The following is a 17,623-nucleotide window of genomic DNA, read 5'->3' as shown; positions in this document are numbered from 1 at the left end:
CGCTCGCGTGCCGGAATCAGACGCCCGCGTACCGGATCCGGACGCCCCACCCCCCCAGTCCATCCGACCGTGGCAACCGCGCCGGCACCGGCAGGCACGCGCCCCGAACGCCGCTCAGAACCAGACCCGCACGCCGGCGACGACGCGGGTGTCGTGGGTGGCCTCACCGTCCTCGCGCCGGAAGTCGGCGGTGCTGCCAAAGGACCAGTCGCCGACGATGCCGACGTAGGGCGCGAACCGCCGCGTCACCTCGTAGCGCAGGCGCAGGCCCGCCTCGGCCGAGCTCAGGCCGGCGCCGACGCGGCGGCGCTCGTCGTCCTGTCCGTGGAAGTTGAGCTCCACCAGCGGCTGCAGGATCCACCGGTTGGTCAGCAGCGTCTCGTATTCGAGTTCGATGCGCGCCGCGACCTGGCCGGAGGTGCCGACGTAGCCCGTGGCTTCCACCTCGAGCTTGTACGGCGCCCGCCCCACGACACCGATCGCCAGGAAATCCTGCGACGGCCCCGGCTGGAAGTCGTGGCGGATGCCCGCGACGAGATCCCACCAGGTGGCGATGGCGTTTGCGTACAGCACTTCGATGTCCGCCGACCCGGTGCGGCCCGCGACGCGCTCGCCCTCGCTGCGCAGCCACAGTTTGTGGCGGTCGGTACCGAACCAGGCCTGCCCTTCCCACTCCAGCCCCTGCCCTTCGTCGGCGTCGAAACCCTCCAGGCGGTTGAACAGGACGCGGCTGTGCACCGTGTCGTCGTGCGCGGGGTGGCTGCTGGCGGGCCGCCGCGCCGCGGCGCGGTCGGCGTCCGTCAGCGGCGGAACGGGCGTGATCGGTGCTGCGGGCGCGGCCGGCATGGCGTGTCCCATCGCCGCGTGGTCGACTTCCGCGGGGGCCGCTTCGTGCGTGCCGTGTCCCATCGCCGCATGGTCGACTTCCGCGGGGGCCGCTTCGTGCGTGCCGTGGCCCATCGCGGCGTGGTCGACTTCCGCGGGCGACGTTTCCTGCGTGCCGTGGCCCATCGCGGCGTGGTCGACTTCCGCGGGCGTCGTTTCCTGCGTGCCGTGGCCCATCGCGGCGTGGTCGACTTCCGCGGGTGTCGTTTCCTGCGTGCCGTGGCCCATCGCGGCGTGGTCGACTTCCGCGGGTGTCGTTTCCTGTGTGCCGTGGCCCATCGCCGCGTGGTCGACTTCCGCCGCGTCCGTGGGGGTGGTCGAAGCCGCGTCGGCCGGATCCTCTTGCTGGACCGGCGCAGTCGGCGGTACGTGGCCGGCATGGACATCGGGAGGCGCCGACGTCTGCGCGCCGGCATTGAACGCCAGCAGCAGGCCGGCGACGAGCGTCGCGGCGTGGGCGGGACGGCGCGTCATTCCTCGACCCTCACGGTGCGCATCATCCCCGCTTCCATGTGGTACAGCAGGTGGCAGTGGTAGGCCCAGCTGCCGAGCGCATCCGCACGCACGCGGTAGCTGCGACGGCTGCCGGGCGGCATGTCGATGGTGTGCTTGCGGACGAGGAAGTTGCCCTGCTCGTCCTCGAGGTCGCTCCACATCCCGTGCAGGTGGATCGGGTGCGTCATCATCGTGTCGTTGACCAGCACGATGCGCAGCCGCTCGCCGTAGTTCAGGCGCAGCGGCTGCACCTCGGAGAACTTCTGGCCGTTGAAGCCCCAGGCGAAGCGCTCCATGTGCCCGGTGAGGTGCAGTTCGATGTCGCGGCCCGGATCGCGGCCGTCGGGGTCTTCGAACGTGCTGCGCAGCATCGAATAACTCAGCACCGTGCGGCCGTTGTCGCGCAGGCCGATGCCGGGATCGTCGAGCCTGGCCGTCGGCGCCATCGTCTGCATGTCCACCAGCGGGTTGCCGGTTTCGCTCGCCGGGTGCTGCTGCATGCCCGCGCCCATGTCGTGGCCGGCGTGGGATGAGTTCGACGGCGCTGGAGCAGATGCCGTCGAAGCCGCCGCCTGCGCCGCGTGCGCGCCGTGATCCATCTCGCCCATCCCCATGCTGGCGCCGCAGCCGCCTTCCATGCCCTTCATGCTGGACATGTCGTGCGCGCTTGAGCCGTGAGCCATCCCGCCATGCCCCATGTCCGCCATGGTCAGCAGCGGACGCGGGTCGACCGCGGGCACCGGCGCCCGCAGCCCCTCGCGCACGGCGAGCGTGCCGCTGACGTAGCCGGTGCGCCCCAGGTCCTGGGCGAAGATGGTGAAGGCATCCTGCCCGGAAGGCTCGACGATGACGTCGTAGGTTTCGGCGGCGGCGATGCGGAACTCGTCGACCGTGACCGGATGCACGTACAGGCCGTCGGCGCAGACCACGGTCATCTTCAGGCCCGGGATGCGCACGTCGAAATGGGTCATGGACGAGCCGTTGATGAAGCGCAGGCGGATCTTCTCGCCCGTGCGGAACAGGCCGGTCCAGTTGCCCAGCGAGGTCGTCCCGTTCATCAGGTAGGTGTAGGTGTTGGCGTTGACGTCGGACAGGTCGGTCGGCGACATCCGCATGCGCCCCCACATCTTCCGGTCCTCGACCGTGGCCGCCAGGCCGTCGCGCTGCGCGTCGCGCAGGAAGTCGCCGACCGTGCGCTGGTAGTGGTTGTCGTACATCGACATCTTCTTCAGGCGCGAGAACAGCGCCGAAGGATCGAGGTCGGTCCAGTCGCTCAGCATCACCACGTAGTCGCGGTCGAAGGCGAAGGGCGCCGGCTCGATCGGGTCGATCACCAGCGGGCCGTACAGCCCCGCCTGCTCCTGGAACGCCGAATGGCTGTGGTACCAGTACGTGCCCGCCTGCTTCACGGTGAAGCGGTAGTGGTAGGTCTCGCCGCGATGGATGCCCGCGAAGCTCAGCCCGGGCACACCGTCCATGTTGGCCGGCAGCAGGATGCCGTGCCAGTGGATCGAGGTCTGGTGGCCGTGGATGGAACCGGCGGGCAGCGCGTTGGAGACGCGCAGGTTCACCGTCGTGCCCTCGCGCCAGCGCAGCAGCGGCGCGGGAATGGAACCGTTGACGGTGACGGCCCTGCGCGTGCGGCCGGTGAAGTTGGCCGGCGACTCGCCGATGACCAGGTCGAACTCGGTGCCGGTCAGGACCTGCTGTCGCCCGGCGGACTGCAGCGCGCGCGCTGCGCCGGATCCCAGACCCAGGCCGGCGACGGTGCCGCCGGCCGCGATGCCCTGGACGAAACGACGCCGCGCCGGCTGGAAATCGCCGGCCCGGGGGCCGCGTGGATCAGATGACATGAAAACTCCGGATGGATGTCGTGGCGGTGACCGCCGAATGCAGCGCAACCCTGCGGAAGAAGGCAGGCACGCGTGCGAACCGGGCGCCTGCTGGCGCCCCGACGGCTAGCCGATGGGAGGTCGGATCAGGTGGGGCTGCGCGGGTTCCGGATACCCGGGTGCAAAGGGTTGAACCCATGGCGCATGGATGCGCGCCGGCGCGGCGAAAGCGAATCCCACCAGCGTCGCGTGGACCGGGTGCACGCAGGCGCACTGGCACGCCGACGATTCGCAACAACCCTGGTCCGCGTCGTCCTCGCCGGCAGGCTTCGGTAGAGCCAGCTCGTGTCCGGCCTGCCCGTGGCAGGGCATGTCCATGCTGGCATCCGCCGATTCCGGCGCGTCAATCCGTACCGCACCCGACCCTCCGGCCACTGGGTGCGCATGCGCGATGGCGGTCGCCGCCCCATTCAAGATGAGGGCCAGGCTGAGCACGACGCGCAGAAGGAGGGATCCGACGGACATGGCACTACTTTACGCCGGCACGCCACGGGCGAATACGGGACAGGTCCACACACCCCGCGGTCCTGACGGTCCTGACCCGCGCCCGCGCCAATGCGCCCCCACAACCCACCCGGTGCTAAACCTGTGGGACCCTCATCAGCAGGCCGCGGCCATGACGTCCGACGAAGACCAGATCCGCCAGCTCGTCCGCAACTGGATGGATGCCTCGCGTCGCGGCGACACCGCCGCCGTGCTCGACCTGATGACGGACGACGTGGTCTTCCTGGTCCCGGGCAGGCCGCCGTTCGGGAAGGCCGAATTCGCCGAAGGCGCGCAGGCGCAGGCCGGGCGCGAGGTGAAGTTCGACGGCCGCAGCACGATCGAGGAGATCCGTGTCGCCGGCGACTGGGCCTTCATGTGGACGCGGCTGTCGGTGACCACGACGCAGGCTGGCACGCCGGTGCAGACCCGCAGCGGACACACGCTCAGCGTCCTGCACAAGGTGGACGGCGACTGGAAGCTGGCCCGGGATGCGAACCTGCTCGGGTCGGCGGAGTAGCCGTGGAATGCCCTGCCCTGGGCATCGCGTTGGGCATGGCATAAAAAACGGCCCGGCTTGCGCCGGGCCGTTCAACGGGAAGGCTGACCCAACGAGGGCCACGGCCAGTCAGTCCTCCGCTGCTCGATACGCACTCATGTAGCGGCCGGCGGCGACGGCATAGCCGGCGCGGGTAACGGTCTTGCCGGGATCGAACGAGGCGTGGACCGTGGGCTGCAGGTCGAACGGGCCCTGCGTCACGGTGAAGCGGGCGTTGATCACGCCCTGGTCGAGCGCCTGCTGCACGTAACCGCGCAGGCTGGCCGGGATGGAGAGCGCGTCGTCCACCGGAATCCGGCGACCGTCGTAGAACGCGGTGAGCTGACCACTGAAGCCGCGCGCCGCCGCCTGCAGACCCATCGCCTGCACCAGCGAGTAGGCCAGGCTGACGCGGGTCACCGAGTCGTTGGGGCGGAACTGGCCGTTGATCGTGCCCATGACGCCGTCATGCGCATTGCTCAGGTCGCGCAGCGGTGCGCCCTTGGCGACGGCCGCTTCGGCGTAGATGTAACCGGTGCCCGTGGTGGACAGGTCGGAGAAGCTGGACACGCCGTTGAAGGGAAGGTGCTGGCGCACGTTGGCGCCCATCACCAGATACTTGGCCATCTCGCGGCGGGTCAGCGTGCGGTCGGGATTGAACTGGCCGTTGACGTTGCCGTCCATCAGCCGGTTGGCGACCGCGAACTCGATCGCCTGGCGTTGCGGGTGGCCGACCACGTCGTTCATGCCGGTGTAGCCGGCGCTGCGCAGGAAGGTGATCTCGCCGTCGACCGTGCCCGGCAGGCCATAGCCGTTGGTGACCTTCAGCGGATCCAGGCCGGTGCCCGAGACCGAACCGATGCCGCGCACGGTGATCTTCCACGTGCCGGCCTTGCCCGGCGCGCCGGTGGTGACGGTGGAACCCAGTTCCGGCAGCGAGATCGCCGAACCGTACTGGAGGCCGTCGGGGTCGGTCAGCACCAGGGCCAGCGTGTTGTCGCCGATCTCGGCCTTGGCCGCGACCCAGGCGATGTCCGCGCCGACGGTGAAGCTTTCCTCCTCCACCGTGCCCACCGGGGCGAAGTCGACGGAGAAGGCGCGGCTGGGTACGTCGCGCACCAGCAAGGCGTTCGAATTGAACAGTTGCAGCGCATTCACCGTGCCGCCCCAGCCCGCGCGCGTGCCGGCGGCTTCAGCCAGTGCGGCATAGGCGTTGATGTGGCCGGCGCCGGCTTCCCACGGCAGGCGGCCGGACATGTTGGTGGCGGTGCGCACCAGCAGGTCCTTCACCTGGCCGGGGGTGAGGTGCGGATTGGCTTCCAGCAGCAGCGCGATCACGCCCGCCACGTGCGGCGTGGCCATCGAGGTGCCGCTCATGTGGGTGTAGAACGGCAGGTGCTCGGGCGCGAGCGTTTCGGCGTCGTGCTGCGCTTCCAGCGGGGGCAGCGCGCCGAGCGGATCGCGCGTGGAGATGATGTCCACGCCAGGTGCGACGACGCTGGGCTCGTTGATATAGGTCCAGGCCTTGCCGTCGGGCATCGTGAAGCTGCCGGTCTCGCTGCGGTTGCCGCGCGAGGAGAACGAGGTCAGCACGCCGTCCTTTTCGCCGGCGCCGACCGAGATCACCCACGGGGCCTGCGCGTAGGGGTTGTGCGTGTCTTCGCCCGGGCCATCGTTGCCGGCGGCGAACACGCTGACGATGCCGCGCTTGTAGAGCTCGTACGTGGCGACGTTCACCGGGTTGAGCGCTTCGAACTTGCCCGAGCTGCCCCAGGAGTTGCTGGTGACGCGGATCGTGTTGCGATAGCTGAACTGGTTGACCGCCGCGTAATCCAGCCCGCCGACGGCATCGAGCACCAGCAGCACGGCGCCGGAGCCGTAGCCGATCAGGTCGGCGCCGGGCGCCACGCCGCGGTAGAGCCCATTGGAACGCTCGCCGGTGCCGCCGACGGTGCCGGCGCAATGCGTGCCATGGCCCGATCCCAGGTCGGTGTTGGGCACGCCTTCGAGGTAGGTGACCGGAACGATGCCCGGCGCGCTCTCGGACGCGATCTCGGCGAGGATGTTCTGCGCACCGAGCACGTTCTGGACGACGTGCTCGCCCAGCTTGAGGTCTTCGTGGGTGGCGTCGACGCCCGAATCGTTGACCAGCACGGTCACGCCCTTGCCGCTGAAGGGCAACGCGCGGCCGTAGTCGCCCGGATTGCCCTGGGCGCGGGCGACGCTGGTGATCTCGCGCGCTTCCTGGTTGTAGTAGCGCAGCGGTGCGTTCCAGTAGATCGAGGCGACGTCGCCACGCTGGGCCAGCGCGCGGATCTGCGCGGGAGTGGCCAGCGCGCCGGCGATCGGCAGCGCGCGCATGGTGCGGCCCTTGGTGATGCCCAGTGCCTGCAACGCGGCGACCTGGCCCGGCGTCACGGGCACGGACTGCGCGTAGCTCACGACGATCTGCAGCTGCTCGGCCGAGCCGGCCGCGGCCATCTTCGACAGCAACTGGGTATCCAGGTGCGCGTCGGCCAGCGCGACACCGCTGGCGAGCATGCCGGCGGCGATGGCACTGAGGCGGATCGTGTTGAGTCGGGCGATGAGTCGTGTGGGACGGCGGGTGGCTTCGGGCGACATGACGGCACTCCAACAGGGCCCCGGGACTGGGGGATGCCTGCAGTGTTGGCCGGCCGCCGCGCCGGTCCCATCCGGGAATGCCCCCAGCGGCCGTGGGGGAAAACGCCCAGCCGCCGGGGCGTTGACTGGACCGTGGACCGCCGTTCGCGCGTCCTGCGCCTCTTCGGCCAGAACCTGAACCGACGGTCCGCTGAGGGAAATCCCCTACAGACTCGTCACCCGCCCTGCCCTACGCTCCAACCCGCGCCAGGGCCACTCGCCCGCAGGACGTGCGCAACCGCGCGCTGCCCATCCCGCAGCGCGCGACCCGGAAATGAAGCCGGGTCGTCGGGGATCGTCTTGCGGAGCGTCATCACGATGAATGCCTGTCCCAACTGGTTCGCGCGAGTCGCGCCCTTCCGCTCGCGTGCTTCTTCCCGCCGCCCCCACCGTTGGACCATGGCTGTCCTGCTCTGCCTGGGCAGCGGCCTGGCCGCGGCGCAGAGCCTGCCGGTCAATGTCTCGGCGTCGGGCAACCACGCGCAGGTGGTGATCGGCTCGACCTCGCAGCCACTGGCCGAAGTGACCCTCGACTTCCAGGACGCCACCGGGCTGAGCCCGTCGAGCCTGGGCGTCAGCGCGCAGCAGGTGGACCTGCTCGACACGACCCTGCTGGCGCGCCTGCCCGATGCCAGCCTCACCACCCTGCCCTCCGCGCTGCCGCTGCTGGTGACCATCGAGCCGCCGGCCAGTGGCGGGCTGAGCTTCCGCGACACCGGCCGGCTGGAAATCCACACCCACGCCATTCCCTATTCGCTGGGCAGTTCGTTCCGGGTGCTCAAGGCGCCGCTGGGCGGGGCCTTCCGCGACGTTACCGACGAGATCGCCCAGGGCAGCGTGCGCGCACGCACGACCTACGGCGGTTTCTCGCAGTTCCTGATCGTCATCGACCTGCGCAGCACGGGCGCGGTGATCAGCGAAAAGATCGGCTGGCTGCAGGGCAAGGTCGCCGCGCTGCCGCTGGCCGAGCGCGCCGCGTTCAATGCGTTCCTCGCCGACGTCCAGACCGGCGTGGCCACCGGCAACTACGCCGCGGCGCTGACTGCTGTCGATGGTTTCCGCGCCCGCGCGCAGACCCGGTCGGGGAACTTCCTGGCCAACGAATGGCGCGCCACCCGCGACGTGACCAACCACGCCGGCGAACTCGTCGCGGGCGCCAACACGCTGCGCTTCAGCGTCGCCTACCTGCGCGACTTCGGCCAGTAAGGCCTGGCCACGCAGGCCTGGCCACGGACTCGCATGCGCCGCCCTGCGGGCGGCGCCGGACCACGCGCGGGCACCGTGGCCGGTCAAGCAGCGTCCACGGCCGCTCAGGCTAAGATGCGGCCATGCAGGCCCGCCTGATCGCGTATCCCCCCGATGCGGCGGCCGTGACCCGGTGGATCCCCACTGGCGAACGGCTGACGATCGGCCGTGAGCCGACGTGCGGCCTGGTGATCGAACACCCGTCCATATCCCGCAACCACGCCGAGATCCATTTCGATGGCGAGGGCTGGCGAGTGCGCGACCTGGGCAGCAAGAACGGCACCTTCGTCGACGGCATCCAGGCGCGGGACCATCCGCTGCCCAAGGGGTGCTGGCTGCGGCTGGGCGACTGCCACATCGATTTCGGCGTCTACGACGACGAACGCGCCGCGCAGCAGCGCGACCGCCAGTCGCGCCAGCGCGCCCTGTCGCAGGCGCTGACCCGGCAGATGACCGGCGACCAGGGCCAGGGCGATTCGCTGCCGGCGCACGTGCTGCGCGGCGTGGTCGAACTGGCCGGATGCAGTCGCGGCTTCATGCTGCTGTCGGACCCGAAAGTCGGCGACTTCACCGTGCGCGCCAGCCTGCAGATGGATCCCGATGCACTCGACGACCGCGCCTTCTCCGGCAGCGTCGGCGCCGTGCAGCGCGTGCTCGGCGATGGCCGGCCACTGGTGGTCAACGACGTCGGCGGCGAACAGTGGCTGGCCGGTCGCGCGTCGGTGATCACCGGCGGCATGACCACCCTGGTGTGCCTGCCGCTGTCGGACGGCCACGAGGTCTTCGGCGCGATCTACGCCGATCGGCGCAACGGCCCCGGCGCACCGGCGGGTGAACCGATCACCGACTTCGAACTGGAACTGCTGGGCGCCTTTACCGAGAGCGCCACGCTCTACCTGCTGGCGCGACGGGCGATGCAGTCGCTCGACGCGCCGCGCTGGCGGACGATCCTGGAACGGCAGGCCACGCTCGCCCACGAGGCGGATGCCGCGCGATGAGCGATCCCACTGCCACCGGCATGTATGCGCAGCAGCAGCACGCGCCCGGCACGGTACTGGCCGGGCGTTTCCGCATCGAAGGCTTGCTGGGCATCGGTGGCATGGGCCTGGTGTATCGCGCCACCGACCTCACCCTGCTGGTGCCCGTGGCGCTCAAGCAGCTGCGGCCGGAGCTGGCCGGCCGCCCGGAGGCGTTCGAGCGCTTCCGCCAGGAACTGCTGATGGCGCGGCAGGTGTCGAGCCCGCACGTGGTGCGCATCCACGACCTGGCCCAGCACGACGGCCAGTGGCTGATCTCGATGGATTTCATCGAAGGCGAGGGCCCTGGACCGCCGCCTGGACCGCGATGGCGCGATGGCGCCCGACCAGGCCACGGCCATCGTCCGGCAACTCGCGCAGGGCCTGGCCGCGGCGCACGCGCGCGGCGTGATCCACCGCGACCTCAAGCCGGCCAACGTGCTGATCGACGGCGACGGCAATGCCTACATCAGCGACTTCGGCGTGGCCCGCTCACTGGCCGGCCAGGGGCTCACGCAGTCCGGCGCCGTCGTGGGCACGCCCGACTATCTTTCGCCCGAACAGGCCCGCGGCGACGCCATCGATGCGCGCAGCGACCTGTACGCACTGGGCCTGATCTTCTACGAGATGCTGACCGGCGCGATGCCCTTCCAGGGCGGCACCCTGGGCGAGATCCTGGCCCAGCGCATGCTGCGTCCGCCGCCGCCGGTCACGCGCCTCAAGCCGGAAACGCCGCCGTGGATCGCCCGGCTGGTCGACCGGCTGCTGCGCGTGCAGCCGGCGCATCGCCTGCCCGACGCGCAGGCGGTCATCCACGCGATCGACACCCGCAGCGTGCCGTTCGACTGGCGCCCGGGCAGGCGTGGGCTGGCGATCGCCGCCGTGCTGGCGTTGCTGCTGGCCGGCGCTGGTTATGCCACGTGGTATTTCAGCCGCCCGGCCGCGCCCGCCGCGGTCGCCTCGGTCGCGCCGCTTCATCGGCTGGTGGTGCTGCCCGTGCAGGCGCCCGCCGCGGTTCCGGCGGCGCGGGCGACGGCGTTGACTTCGCTGCTGCGCACGGCGCTGGCCAACCAGCCCGGCGTGGCCGTCGTCGATGGCGAGCGCACGGCCCAGGCGCTGCGCCAGCTGGACCCGACCGGCAATGCCACCGTGGCGCCGGACGCCCTGCTTCGTGGCGCCGGGGCCGACCGCGCGCTGCAGGTCTCCTTCGCCCCGGCCGCGGGACGCTGGACGGCAACGGCGCGCCTGACCGGTGCCGCCGCGCCTGCCCAGGGCTCGGGCGACACGCCCCAGGCGGCGCTCGCGCAGCTGGCTGGGCAGCCGGTATTCGCGGCGATGATTGCGCGCGGCATGAACGCGCCCGCCAAGAGCCCGCCCGCCAAGAGCGGGCCCGGCATGAAGCCATTCGACCTGGCGCTGCCGGCCTGTGACGCGGCCTGCGCCGACCGCGCGCTGGACGGCTACGGCGCAGGCGTCGCGGCGCTGCTGCGCGGTGCACCGGCCCAGGCGCTGGACCCGTTGCGCACCGCCACCGCGACGGCTCCTGGATTCACTCCGGCCTGGATCGCGCTGGCCGAAGCCGCCCAGGCGGTCGGTGAGATCGACCTGGCCTACGAAGCCGTCGAGCGCGGCCAGGCTGCCGCCGCCAGGGCGCCGCGCGCGGTGCAGGCGCGCCTCGCCGCCGAGCGCGCCCTGCTCGACGGCGACGCCCCGGCGGCCGCGGCGCAGTGGCGCCAGGCGATGGCCGCCACCCCCGACGACACGTTAGCCCAGCTGGGATACGCACGGGCGCTCGGCGCGGGCGGTGATTTCCGCGGTGCGATCGCCGCGCTGGAAAAACTGGTCGCACGCGATGCCAACGATCCGCGCGCGTGGTACGAGCTGGGCAAGTTCTCCATCCTGGCCGGACAGGCGCAGCGCGCGGTCGATGAATACCTCGTGCGCGCACTGGTGCTCTACAACCGGGGTGGCCACCGCTATGGCGCGGGGGAGACCACCAACGCGCTCGGCATCGGCTACGCGCGGCTGGGCCAGAGCGCCGACGCCGAGGAGCAGTACCGCAAGGCCGTCGAGCTGCGCCGCGCGGTCGGCAATCGCCGGGGCCTGGCCACCAGCCTGCGCAACCTGGGCAACATCCTCAGCCAGCGCGGCAAGTTCGACGAAGCCGCGGGGATCCTGCGGCAGGCAGGCGAGCTGCATACCGCCCTGGGCGACCGCGCCGGCGAAGCCGCCGTCGAGAACGAGATCGGCGTGCTGGCCGAAGAACGTGGCGACTACACCGCCGCGCTGGCCGCCTTCCGCGGCGCGCTGCAGACCTGGCAGCAGATCGGCGAGAAGCCCGGCATCGCGCAGGCGCTCAACGACATCGGCTTCGCCCACTACCAGCTGGGCGCCTACGACGACGCGCAGGCCTACTGGATGCAGTCGGCGCAGGCCTACGCCGGACTGGGCGACGCCACCGGCACGATCCGCACGCAGCAGAACCTGGGCCTGCTGGCCATCGCAAGGGGCCAATGGAACAGCGCGCGCAGCCAGCTCGAGGCGTCGCTCAAGTCCGCCGAGGGCCTGCAGATGCTCGAGGAGGCGGCGGTGAGCCGGCGCAACCTGGCCGAGCTGGAACTGCACCAGGGGCATCTCGATGCGGCGATCGCGCAGGCGCTCAAGGCGCAGGCTCTGTTCCGCGATCGCGAAGATCCGCGCGGCCAAGCCGACGCCGGCCTGCTGCAGGTGCAGGCATTGCTGGCCATGCACGCCGACGCGCAGGCGCAGCAGGTCCTCAAGGCGCTGGCACCGGCCATCGAGCACGCTTCGGCCGAGCAGCGCGGCATCGCGGCGCTGCTGCAGGCGCAACTGGCGCAGCGCGCGGGCGATGCGCCCGCGGCCGCCGCGGCGCGCACCCGGGCGCGGCAGTTCGCACGCGGTTCGGGCGTGCGCCAGCTGCAGTTGTGGGTGGCCATGACCGATCCGGCCGCGCCGGCCACCGCATCCGGCCCGCTGGACCGTGACATCGCCGCCCTGGGGCATGTGCCGCTGCAGCTGCAGTGGCTGCAGGCCAGGATGGAAACGACGGCCCGCAGTGGCCGTGCCGACGCCGTGCGCGACGACTACCGCAAGGCGCTTGCGCTGCTGCGCCGCGGCGACTCCCTCTACGCCTGGCGCATCCACGAGCTGGCCAGTGCGACCTGCACCGGCAGCGACGGCAAGCCTTCGCCGCGTTGCGGGGACGCCGCGCAGCTGGCGCTGTCCCGCCTGCGCGCGGGGATGCCCAAGGACGGCCTGGATGACTTCGACCTCGCCCTTGCCCGCGCCGGCCACGGCAGGCAGCGTCCCGTCGCGACGCAATGACATGGACGACCTGTCCGCCCTGCGCCAGCAGTACCAGGCCCTGCTCGACCGCCTGCAGCGCAACGAACGCGATTTCCGGCGCCTCGGCCGCGCCGTGTGGCGCGTGCAGGAAGAAGAGCGTCGCCGGCTGGCGCGCGACCTGCACGATGGCGTCGGCCAGAACCTCACTGCGTTGAAGCACCGGCTGGCGGCCATCGCGCAGTCGCTGCCGGCCGACGATCCGGCCCGCGGCGAACTCGACGGTGCGATCGCACTGTGCGGCGACACGCTCGAGGACACCCGCCAGCTCTCGCGCCTGCTGCGTCCGCCGATCCTCGACGACCTCGGCCTGGAAGCCGCGGTGCGCTCGCTGGCGCGCGGCCTGGCGCAGGCCAGCGGTCTGGAGATCGGCGTGGAGATTCCCCCGCTGCCCCCGCTCGACAGCGACCTGCAGACGCTGGTGTTCCGCGTCGCGCAGGAGGCCCTGAGCAACGCCGTGCGCCACGCGCAGGCCCGCAGCGTGCTGGTGCGGATCGTCGCCAGCGGAGGCCTGCTGCAGCTGCAGGTGGCCGACGACGGCCGCGGCTGCGACGCGGAATCGGCACTGGTCAGCGGCGGCAGCGGACTGGGCGGCATGCGCGAGCGTCTGCGCCTGTACGACGGCCGGCTCGAGCTGCGCTCGGCGCCCGGCGAAGGCACCCGCCTGCGGGCCGTGGTCCCGCTCGCCCCCTCCGAGCCGGGGCCGACGGCTTGACGCTGCCAGCCACGAACGCGCAGCTTAGAGCCCCATGGGGAGCCTCAACGCCGTTCGTGTCCTGATCGCCGACGACCACACGCTGGTCCGCGAATCACTGGTCAACCTGTTGCAGAGCATGGCCGACGTGCAGGTGGTCGCGCAGGCCTCCGACGGCCTGGAAACGATCGAGAAGGCGCTGGCCACCCGGCCGGACATCGTCATCACCGACATCTCCATGCCCCATCTCAACGGCATCGAGGTCGTGCGCCGCCTGCGCGACCAGCTGCCGGAAGTGCGCGTGCTGGTGCTGACCATGCACAGCGAGGACGAGTACGTGCTGCAGCTGGTCCGCGCCGGCGCGTCGGGCTACCTGGTCAAGGACAGCGCGGCCTCCGAACTGCTCGCCGCGGTGCAGTGCCTGCGCGATGGCCGCGGCTACTTCGGCCCGCAGGCCTCGCGCATCCTGGCCGAGCAGCTCCAGCATCCGGAACGGCAGGTCGATGACCCGTACGGACGGCTGACGCCGCGCGAGCGCGAGGTGTTCCACCTGATCGCCGAGGGCAAGACCACCAAGGAAGTCGCGCGTGTGCTGGACATCAGCGCCAAGACCGCCGAGAACCATCGCGCCCGCGTGCTCGACAAGGTGGGCGTGCGCAATACCGCGGAGCTGGTGCGGTTTGCGTTGCGGAAGGGCCTGCTGGACTAGCGTCACCTCTTCTTCCGCTGCGGGCGTCATCGTCACGCCCAGACCTTCGCGTGGCGTCACGCAGGCGTCACTCGATACGGAAGTGAGCACTGTCGTAAGGGTTTTCCCCCGCCTGGCATGGGGGACTTCCCGGATGGGACCGGCCAGCCAACCAGTCGATGCTCACTGTCGCACGCACTCCGCGCGCCTCAGTCCCGCTGGAAGGTTCCCATGCCGCTCCTCCCCCGAATCCGCGCGAGCCTGATCGCTGCCGCGATCCTCGCCACTCCCCTCATGGCGCAGGCGCGCCAGCTCGACCGGCATCTGGAAGCCCTCCTCCCCACGCTGTCCGCCGCGCAACAGGTCGAGGTGATCATCAGCTTCGACGGCCAGGGTCCGCTTTCCGCCGCGCAGCGTGCGCGCCTGTCGGGGCTGGGCCTGAAGGGCGTGACCATGCAGGCGCTGCCCATCGCCGGCGCGCTGGCCACGCCGGCCCAGATCCGCTCGCTCCTGTCGATGAGCGACGTGCGCTCGGTCTGGTACAACGCGCCGCTGGAGTACGACAACAAGGAGGCCACGCAGATCACCGGCGTCGACCGCCTGCGCAGCGACGCCTCGCTGCGCACCTCGCTCGGCCTGCCCTACACCGGCAAGGGCGTGGGCGTGGTGGTGAACGACTCGGGCGTCGACGGTACGCACTCGGACCTGCAGTACCCCTCGCACGTCGTGCAGAACGTGGCCGCGCAGACCAACCTGGCCGCGCAGGACGCGATGCTGCCCATCACCTATGTCGAAGGCGTGGCCAACACCGATCTGGGCGGCGGCCACGGCACCCACTGCGCCGGCATCATTGGCGGCAGCGGCGCCTCCTCGCCCAATGGTGATTTCGAGGGCGTCGCGCCCGGCGCGGGCATCGTGGGCTACGGCTCCGGCGCGGCCCTGTTCGTGCTCGACACCATCGGCGGCTTCGATTACGCGCTGACCCACCAGAGCCAGTTCAACATCCGCGTCATCTCCAATTCGTTCGGCAACACCAGCGACATCGGCACCGAATTCGATCCCGATGACCCGACCAATATCGCCACCAAGCGCCTGGCCGACCGTGGGGTGGTGGTCGTGTTCTCGGCCGGCAACTCCGGTCCGGCCGAGGGCACGATCACCGGCAACTTCAAGAAGGCGCCGTGGGTGATCGCGGTCGCCGCGGGCGACAAGCAAGGCCGGCGCGCGGACTTTTCGTCCGGGGGCCAGGCCGGCCATGGCGGCAGCGTCGAGGTCGACGGCCAGGCCTTCCAGTGGCAGGACCGCCCGACCGTCACCTCGCCGGGTGTGGACATCGTGTCCACGCGCGCCTCGCTGGGTTCGATCGACAAGCTGGCCGCGGAGCAGGACGTCACCGTACTGGGGCCCGCACTGGCGGTCCGCTACACGCACATGAGCGGCACCTCGATGGCCGCGCCGCACGTCGCGGGCATCGTCGCGCTGGTGCTGGAAGCCAATCCCCAACTGGGCTGGCGCGAGGTGAAGGAAATCCTGCAGGCCACCGCCAGCAACATTCCCGGCGCGGAACCATGGGAAGTGGGCGCCGGCTACGTGAACGCCTACGCCGCGGTGCGCGCCGCACTGGGACGCGGCGCGTTTGGCGCCACCGTCAATGCCGCGCACACCTTCAATGCCAACGCGCTGGTCTCGGCCGGGCGCTCGGACGACTTCGCGATCGACTTCAGCCCCGTCGGCACGACGGGATCGCAGACCTTCCAGGTGGGCAGCGACGTGGCGATGGTTGATGCACGCGCCGCGGTCGGCGACAACACCGTGGCGCTGGTCCTCGTCGACCCCAACGGCAAGCGTTACGGATCCTCGATCGCCCTGCCGGTGCTGGGCGAGAACATCGCCGTCTCCGCGCCAGGCGTGGCGGGCACCTGGACGGTGACGGTGCGCGGCGTGGGCTCGGTTTCGGGCGTCGCGCTCGACCCCGCCGGCGTCACCAACGGCTACGGCGTGCCCGGCACGATCAACGTGCGGGTCAAGCAGTTGCGCACCGACGGATACTCCGGACTGTCGGACATCGGCGGTCACGCGGGCCGCGGCTTCATCGAGTTCGCAGTCGCCAACCGCCTGGCCGACAGTCTGCCCGATGGCCGCTTCTATCCGGACCGCGCCATTACCCGCGGCGAGATGGCGACCTACCTGACCATGGGATCGGGCATCCGCCAGTGGCTGCCGGCCGGCGCGGCGTCCAGCTTCAGCGACATCACGGCCACCAGCCCGCTGGCGCCGTATGCCGAAGCCGTCGCGTCACGCGGCGCGGTGCAGCGCGATCTGGGACACAACCAGCTGGGCGTGATGGGCGCCGTCAACGGCGCGTTCCGTCCCGGCGACTCGGTGACGCGCGTGAGCCTGGCCTATTCCCTGGTGCAGGGCCTGGGGTTGCAACCCTCGGCGCAGGCCTTCAGCGGTGAGCTCACCGTGCTCAACGGCACCACGCGCATCGCCGTGGAGGACGCGGCGTCGATCGCGCCCAGCCTGCGCGGCTATGTCCAGCACGCGCTCGACCTGGGGGCTGCTCAGCGCGCGCTTCACGCTGGTGCAGGGTCCCTTCGACCTGCAGCCGCAGCTCAAGGCGTACTTCGACCCCAACCTGGTAGTGACGCGCGCCGGATTCGCGGCGGCGGCGTCGCGCACCCTGGCGGTGTACGGCCCCTGAGTCAGCGCGACCGTCATAACGCGTCCCGGAGCAACCCCGCGAAGCAATCGCGCGTCCCCGCGCTCGACCTGGCGAAGGAGCGCCACCCGCAGGCCGGTATCCCCCCGGCCTGCACCGAAGCCCGCCACATCGTGGCGGGCTTCTTCTTTGCGGCATTTGGCGCAGTCGCGGCGGCACCCCGTCGGCCCGCTCGCCGGCACAGCGCATGCCGGTAGCGCCTGCCCGCCGCCGGCACCCCGCGCTATCCTCGCTACTCATCCCCCCAGGAGCAGCGACATGACGGTGACCGGCTGGACCCAGCGACTCAATGCCGGCGGGACGCACACCTGCGGTCCGCGCTCCCGGAGCGCCCCGTCCGCCGCCGCGCTGCTGCGGGGGGACGACGTGGGTGCTGCTCGCCGCGATGGTCACCGCCTGCTCCAGCGGACCGGTCCGCCGCGTGTCCGAACCCGCCGCGCAGATCCAACAACTCACCGTGCGCGCGGACGGACGCTGGTCGGTGGACCTGCGGATCGAGAATTTCAGCAGCGTCCCGATGCGGTTCGACAGCCTGGACCTGGCGATGAAGGTCGCGGGCCAGGACGCCGGCCACATCACCGCCCAGCCGGCGGTGTCGATCGGCCCCGAGTCGGGCGACGTGGTCACCGCCGTGTTCACCCCCCAGGTCGCGGGCAAGCTGGCCGTGGCCGATGCACTCGCCGCCGGGCGCAGCGTCGCCTACACGCTGTCCGGCGAAATGACGGCCACGCCCGACGAATCCCGGCAGCGCCGCTTCGAGGTGGAACGCAGCAGCCAGCTCAGCCCCGCGCCGGGACTGCCGGGCGTGATGCGCTGAGCCGCTGACGGCGGCGCGCGAGCTCGCCGCCACGGCTGGACCACTGCGACGCCCGCGCCGCGCGGTCGAGCCCCGGCTCTATCGCGTGGTCGCACACTCGACGCCATCCACGAGGCCACGCGCT

Annotated in this window: 12 protein-coding genes; 8 read left to right on the top strand and 4 right to left on the bottom strand. The window is 71.1% G+C overall.

Going from position 1 to position 17,623, the window contains the following annotated elements:
- Nucleotides 1-114: 114 nt before the first annotated feature.
- From I8J32_RS10195 to I8J32_RS10185, 3 genes are all read right to left on the bottom strand, one after another.
- The gene (locus I8J32_RS10195) at nt 115-1,359 is read right to left on the bottom strand and encodes a copper resistance protein B (protein ID WP_245156296.1); all 1,245 of its coding nucleotides are present in this window, start codon (nt 1,357-1,359) and stop codon (nt 115-117) included.
- Nucleotides 1,356-3,233, bottom strand: a complete 1,878-nt coding sequence (locus I8J32_RS10190) for a copper resistance system multicopper oxidase (protein WP_200611710.1) — start codon at nt 3,231-3,233, stop codon at nt 1,356-1,358. The genes I8J32_RS10195 and I8J32_RS10190 overlap by 4 nt, the downstream gene beginning before the upstream one ends.
- Before the next feature lie 105 nt (nt 3,234-3,338).
- Nucleotides 3,339-3,737 (bottom strand): CopL family metal-binding regulatory protein, encoded by a 399-nt coding sequence (locus tag I8J32_RS10185; RefSeq protein ID WP_200611709.1) that lies wholly within the window; start codon nt 3,735-3,737, stop codon nt 3,339-3,341.
- A 151-nt stretch (nt 3,738-3,888) separates the two neighbouring features.
- Here I8J32_RS10185 and I8J32_RS10180 point away from each other — a divergent pair, with 151 nt between their 5' ends.
- Complete coding sequence (locus I8J32_RS10180) at nt 3,889-4,275, top strand: YybH family protein (RefSeq protein ID WP_200611708.1); 387 nt, start codon at nt 3,889-3,891, stop codon at nt 4,273-4,275.
- Between the two features lie 108 nt (nt 4,276-4,383).
- Here I8J32_RS10180 and I8J32_RS10175 read toward each other — a convergent pair whose 3' ends face one another.
- Entirely contained in the window at nt 4,384-6,915 is a 2,532-nt protein-coding gene (locus tag I8J32_RS10175) for a S8 family peptidase (protein WP_245156295.1), read from the bottom strand.
- 438 nt (nt 6,916-7,353) lie between these two features.
- Between I8J32_RS10175 and I8J32_RS10170 the strand changes: the two genes are divergently transcribed.
- The 7 genes from I8J32_RS10170 (at nt 7,354) to I8J32_RS10140 (ending at nt 17,499) form a co-directional block, all read left to right on the top strand.
- Nucleotides 7,354-8,160, top strand: coding sequence for a DUF6689 family protein (locus I8J32_RS10170; RefSeq protein WP_200611706.1), 807 nt, complete (start codon nt 7,354-7,356; stop codon nt 8,158-8,160).
- Nucleotides 8,161-8,282: 122 nt separating this feature from the next.
- Nucleotides 8,283-9,197, top strand: a complete 915-nt coding sequence (locus tag I8J32_RS10165) for an FHA domain-containing protein (protein ID WP_207526550.1) — start codon at nt 8,283-8,285, stop codon at nt 9,195-9,197.
- A 354-nt stretch (nt 9,198-9,551) separates the two neighbouring features.
- Nucleotides 9,552-12,560 carry a serine/threonine-protein kinase gene (locus I8J32_RS10160; RefSeq protein WP_207526549.1) on the top strand — a complete coding sequence of 1,003 codons (3,009 nt, stop codon included), beginning with the start codon at nt 9,552-9,554 and terminating at the stop codon, nt 12,558-12,560.
- The gene (locus tag I8J32_RS10155; protein WP_200611700.1) at nt 12,496-13,293 is read left to right on the top strand and encodes a sensor histidine kinase; all 798 of its coding nucleotides are present in this window, start codon (nt 12,496-12,498) and stop codon (nt 13,291-13,293) included. Before I8J32_RS10160 ends, I8J32_RS10155 begins: the two co-directional genes overlap by 65 nt.
- 34 nt (nt 13,294-13,327) lie before the next feature.
- Nucleotides 13,328-13,981: a response regulator gene (locus tag I8J32_RS10150; protein WP_200611698.1), complete on the top strand. Its 654-nt coding sequence runs from the start codon at nt 13,328-13,330 to the stop codon at nt 13,979-13,981.
- Nucleotides 13,982-14,191: 210 nt separating this feature from the next.
- Complete coding sequence (locus I8J32_RS10145; RefSeq protein WP_207526548.1) at nt 14,192-16,879, top strand: S8 family serine peptidase; 2,688 nt, start codon at nt 14,192-14,194, stop codon at nt 16,877-16,879.
- Between the two features lie 188 nt (nt 16,880-17,067).
- A complete protein-coding gene (locus I8J32_RS10140; protein WP_245156507.1) occupies nt 17,068-17,499 on the top strand; it encodes an NDR1/HIN1-like protein in 432 nt (143 codons plus the stop codon).
- Nucleotides 17,500-17,623 lie beyond the last annotated feature (124 nt).

Origin of the sequence: Lysobacter solisilvae, assembly GCF_016613535.2 — a bacterium.
Classification (GTDB): Bacteria; Pseudomonadota; Gammaproteobacteria; order Xanthomonadales; family Xanthomonadaceae; genus Agrilutibacter; species Agrilutibacter solisilvae.
The sequence above is the reverse complement of the archived record's forward strand: the minus strand, read 5'-3'. Positions and strand labels throughout refer to the sequence as shown.

Bases quoted from the DNA above. Each gene is read 5' to 3' on its own strand.
- I8J32_RS10155 (WP_200611700.1), top strand. From the start codon at position 12,496: ATGACTTCGACCTCGCCCTTGCCCGCGCCGGCCACGGCAGGCAGCGTC.
- I8J32_RS10185 (WP_200611709.1), bottom strand. From the start codon at position 3,737: ATGTCCGTCGGATCCCTCCTTCTGCGCGTCGTGCTCAGCCTGGCCCTC.
- I8J32_RS10165 (WP_207526550.1), top strand. From the start codon at position 8,283: ATGCAGGCCCGCCTGATCGCGTATCCCCCCGATGCGGCGGCCGTGACC.
- I8J32_RS10170 (WP_200611706.1), top strand. From the start codon at position 7,354: ATGGCTGTCCTGCTCTGCCTGGGCAGCGGCCTGGCCGCGGCGCAGAGC.
- I8J32_RS10190 (WP_200611710.1), bottom strand. From the start codon at position 3,233: ATGTCATCTGATCCACGCGGCCCCCGGGCCGGCGATTTCCAGCCGGCG.
- I8J32_RS10145 (WP_207526548.1), top strand. From the start codon at position 14,192: ATGCCGCTCCTCCCCCGAATCCGCGCGAGCCTGATCGCTGCCGCGATC.
- I8J32_RS10150 (WP_200611698.1), top strand. From the start codon at position 13,328: ATGGGGAGCCTCAACGCCGTTCGTGTCCTGATCGCCGACGACCACACG.
- I8J32_RS10195 (WP_245156296.1), bottom strand. From the start codon at position 1,359: ATGACGCGCCGTCCCGCCCACGCCGCGACGCTCGTCGCCGGCCTGCTG.
- I8J32_RS10160 (WP_207526549.1), top strand. From the start codon at position 9,552: ATGGCGCCCGACCAGGCCACGGCCATCGTCCGGCAACTCGCGCAGGGC.
- I8J32_RS10175 (WP_245156295.1), bottom strand. From the start codon at position 6,915: ATGTCGCCCGAAGCCACCCGCCGTCCCACACGACTCATCGCCCGACTC.
- I8J32_RS10140 (WP_245156507.1), top strand. From the start codon at position 17,068: ATGGTCACCGCCTGCTCCAGCGGACCGGTCCGCCGCGTGTCCGAACCC.
- I8J32_RS10180 (WP_200611708.1), top strand. From the start codon at position 3,889: ATGACGTCCGACGAAGACCAGATCCGCCAGCTCGTCCGCAACTGGATG.